We start from the raw sequence: 269 nt of genomic DNA on the forward strand, positions 1-269 counted from the left end.
TAAGAAAGATTACATCGATAAATTCATGGTTGAGCGTGAGGCTGAAGCGAAAAAAGCCCGCCAGTTGAAGAAAAAGCAGGCTTATAAACCGGATCCTGAAGCGTCATTTAGCTGGTCAGCAAATACGTCGACGCGCGGCAGGCGCTAATCCACAATCAACGCCTGAGATTTTCACTCGTCAGTGTGAACACAATTTTCCCCTCACCCTAACCCTTTTCCCGAAGGGGCGAGGGGACTGTCCGGGCACTTTTGGGCCGTTTTCATCTGTC

The 269-nt window shown here is 49.8% G+C and carries 1 protein-coding gene; it reads left to right on the forward strand.

The window, feature by feature from the left end; all coding sequences use genetic code 11:
- On the forward strand, positions 1-148 hold a 148-nt coding region (gene yjbD / locus V5P19_RS23665; RefSeq protein ID WP_334407988.1), incomplete at its 5' end, for a DUF3811 domain-containing protein.
- Positions 149-269 lie beyond the last annotated feature (121 nt).

The sequence above is a fragment of the Enterobacter sp. UNJFSC 003 genome, assembly GCF_036903355.1.
Taxonomy (GTDB): Bacteria; Pseudomonadota; Gammaproteobacteria; order Enterobacterales; family Enterobacteriaceae; genus Enterobacter.